This is a genomic window from Burkholderia sp. Ac-20344, from assembly GCF_017104975.1.
Lineage (GTDB): Bacteria > Pseudomonadota > Gammaproteobacteria > Burkholderiales > Burkholderiaceae > Burkholderia.
In genome coordinates, this window is sequence record NZ_JAAGPP010000301.1 from 1 (window position 1) to 3,378 (window position 3,378).

A 3,378-nucleotide genomic window follows, 5' to 3' on the forward strand; every position below is an offset into this window, starting at 1 on the left:
CGGAATCAGCCGCTCGGCGGCCTCCGCGTCGCCGTAGACGGCGAACGTGATGCCCGTCTTGCGGAACACGCCCTCCGCGTCGTGGGCTTTCTGGGCGAGGCTTGCAGGATTCTGCGCGTCGAGCCACTGCTTCAGGCGCGCGTAGGGCGCCCTTACCATGTCGCCGGATTGCAGCATTTCATCGAATGGCTTCATCGATCTTTTCTCCATCGATCGTTTTCCCCGGCATTGCGCATGCCGGACCGGCGTAATGAATGCTTCGCAAGGAACGTGCCTTGCTTGATCCCGTCGATATCCCCCCGTTTTTGCGCCGCGCCAGGCACGCCCGCACGGCATCGCGCACCACAACGGTGCAACCCCTGACGCAACGCGCGACCGCGGTGCGCCGCGAACGCGCACGGCCGATGCTGCGCCGCGTCTTACGAACATAGTTCCCCCGCGTGTCATGAATGTGCAATCTGCACTGCACAAAAAACGGCCTGCCCGGGCACCGGGCCACCGGAACGACAGGATGGGAAGGCGGGCCGGCACGCACACGGCGCAACCGGCCCTGGGGGAAGTACCGTCTGCGGCGGCACCGGCAGTTCGACGCGGTGAACTGTCCGGTGAGCCGGGTCCGGCACCTCAACGCTATGCAGCCGTAATCCCGCCGACAACGCCCATGCATATTTCGACTGACACCCATCGAAAAAAAACATCGGCCCGGTCGGCGCAAGGCGCGGTACGCTAGAAAACGGGTGCAGCGAAGCGGCGCCGCCTTTCAGGCGCCCGACTATAAAAAGCGAAGATCGAAATGGAAGCAAAGTGGCTGGAAGATTTCCTGAGCCTTGCGGATACCAAGAGCTTTTCCCGGGCCGCACGTAACCGGCACCTCACGCAGTCGGCATTCAGCAGACGAATTGCCGCACTCGAAACCTGGATGGACGCGAAGCTGGTCGACCGCAGCATCAACCCGATTGCGCTGACGCCGGCCGGCCAGATGTTCCGCGGGCTCGCCGCGGACATCCTGCGCAGCATGTATGCGGCGCGCAATCTCGTGAACGGCTACGACCAGTTCGCGGCCAGCGACCAGGTCGTGCGTTTCGCGGTCGCCCATACGCTCGTCTTCACGCTGTTTCCCGAATGGCTCAAGCAGCTGAACGGCGAGGTCGGCCACGTGACCGCGCGCGTCAACGCGGTGAACGTGCCGGAAGGCGTGCAGCAACTCGTCGAAGGCGAATGCGACCTGCTGCTCGGCTATCACCATCCGCAGTTGCCGATCGTGCTCGACCCGAACCACTTCCCGTTCGTCAGCCTCGGCGTCGAACGGATCCTGCCCGTGTCGTCGCCCGACGCGCGCGGCAAGCCCGTATTCCAGCTGCCGGGCACCCCCGATGCACCGCTGCCGCTGCTCGCGTATTCGTCGGGCGCGTTTCTCGGCAACATCGTCGAGATGCTGCTGCTGAACGCCACCGCGCCGTATGCATTGCAGCGGTGCTTCGAGACGCATATGTCCGAGGCGTTGAAGGGCATGGTCGTGGCCGGGCACGGGATCGGCTGGCTGCCGGAAAGCTGCGTTGTGAAGGAACTCGAGGAAGGCACGCTCGTGTGCGCAGGTTCCGGCGACTGGATCACCGAGCTCGAAATCCGCCTGTACCGGTCGGCCCGCAAGCGCGGGCTCGCGGCCGAGCAACTGTGGACGTACATCATGAACCGGCCGCGCGCGGCGCTCGAAGGTGCGGCAGCCGGCGCGGCCGAACCGGCAGCCGCGCCGGCAATGCGTATCGCGCGGCGCAGCGCGGGCGGCAGCCGCTGACCTTCGCGTTCGCGTCGGGGCCGCCGGCGACGCGAACGCGAGTACGGTTTGCAGCCATCCGGTGTGCGCATGCATCCGCGTCGCATCGTTTCTCGGCGAATACGACCCTACTCTCCAGTAGCAAACGGCGATCCCGCCTTCGCCTGAAAATTACCGCGCCAGAGCGCTAATCGTTATCAGGGAATATCGCAAACGTTTGCATTTCCGAGATCAATTATTTATTCCCGACATAGTGTCGCCGGCATTTTCCGTCTGATTATCAGTTCAGACATATCCTGTTACATAACAAATTAAAAGTTTCGATTCACCTGCAACAATCTAAAATACCAAAAACGCCGCTTCCTCATTTCATATCGTGCGACCTGTATCTGGATCGACATCACTTCGCCCAGGACACAGTTGCAAAAATTCCTTTTAACAGTCGTTATTTTTCGGCACGAATGTCGATACGTCCGACGTGATTCAATGCGTGCGGGATCATCGCTACCGAATTGCAATGTTCATATTCGGCAATATCGACTTTCTTCAGCGTTAAGAGAGTCATACGAATCCGTCGTTATCCTATTTAAATAGGATATTTGACCACCGTGCCATTCGGGCCACACACGATTGTTGATTCAGAATCCATCGTGTATCAATAGCGTGTCGCAAAAAGAACGCTGGCAAATCTGACTCGGAATAAATGCTCGTCATTAATTCCGGACAGGAGGTTGCAATGTCTTCCTCGCTTCGACAGCATGCTCGCCCTTTCCTGAGCGCCGTCATCTCCGCGCTCTGCATGAATGCGATGGCCCAGACGTCCGCGTCCCAGCCACCCCCGCCCCCATCCGCAGCCGCACCCGATCCGGGGGCGGGCCGCTACGTCATTTCGTATATCTGCGGCGATGCGCGGATCGACGGTACCGCACCGCTTCCGCCCGACGGCCGTCCGTACAACCTGGGCGTGTCGTTTGCTTCGGCACGGACGGGGCAGCCACTCGCCAATGTCCAGGTGCGCCTGCGGCGACATGGTCGCGTACTCGTCGAATTCAACGCATCCGGATCGCGTTGCCTGTTCAGCGTGCCGGATGCGAGCTACCGGGTCGAAGGAACCTATCAGGGAGCGACCCAGTTCGCGATCGTCGAAACGGGCGTGCTGTCGACACAACTGCGATGGTGACCGCCCACCTGACCCCACCCCGATCGCGTCTTACACCACAACGTATCGAATCGAGGAGCATTCAATGACTCCTGCAGAACGACAGGACAGCCCGCCCGCCCACCAGCCGAAACCCAGCTGGGGGCCTGGAAAGAACGCGGCGCTCAGCTTCGTCGCGTTCGCCGCGATCTTCGGCATCTTCGCCTACACCGAACGGGACGCGACGGTCGGTCATGCGAGCGTGACGCACGACATCTCCGGCGCGATCGGAACCGCCGTCGGGAAATACCGCAAGGCGATCGTGGCCGAGACGGCGCGCGCAACGGATGCGTCCGGCGCGCCTGGAACTTCGGCCGCCCCCGCCGCCGTTCCGGCGCCTGCGCCCGCACGGGCCACGCTGCCGCCCGCACCGCAGCCGTCCGCATCGGAAGCGCCCGCGGTGTCG

The 3,378-nt window shown here is 62.2% G+C and carries 2 protein-coding genes and 2 pseudogenes; 3 read left to right on the forward strand and 1 reads right to left on the reverse strand.

Annotated features, from left to right (window positions below; genetic code table 11):
* Positions 1-195: pseudogene (locus G3N64_RS38505) on the reverse strand (circularly permuted type 2 ATP-grasp protein); the annotation flags it as partial.
* Between the two features lie 598 nt (positions 196-793).
* Between G3N64_RS38505 and G3N64_RS38510 the strand changes: the two are divergent.
* From G3N64_RS38510 to G3N64_RS38520, 3 genes and pseudogenes are all read left to right on the forward strand, one after another.
* Positions 794-1,795: a LysR substrate-binding domain-containing protein gene (locus G3N64_RS38510; protein WP_205788810.1), complete on the forward strand. Its 1,002-nt coding sequence runs from the start codon at positions 794-796 to the stop codon at positions 1,793-1,795.
* 715 nt (positions 1,796-2,510) lie between these two features.
* The gene (locus G3N64_RS38515) at positions 2,511-2,954 is read left to right on the forward strand and encodes a hypothetical protein (RefSeq protein ID WP_205788811.1); all 444 of its coding nucleotides are present in this window, start codon (positions 2,511-2,513) and stop codon (positions 2,952-2,954) included.
* Positions 2,955-3,018: 64 nt separating this feature from the next.
* Positions 3,019-3,378: pseudogene (locus G3N64_RS38520) on the forward strand (hypothetical protein); the annotation flags it as partial.

Bases quoted from the DNA above. Each gene is read 5' to 3' on its own strand.
- G3N64_RS38510 (WP_205788810.1), top strand. From the start codon at position 794: ATGGAAGCAAAGTGGCTGGAAGATTTCCTGAGCCTTGCGGATACCAAG.
- G3N64_RS38515 (WP_205788811.1), top strand. From the start codon at position 2,511: ATGTCTTCCTCGCTTCGACAGCATGCTCGCCCTTTCCTGAGCGCCGTC.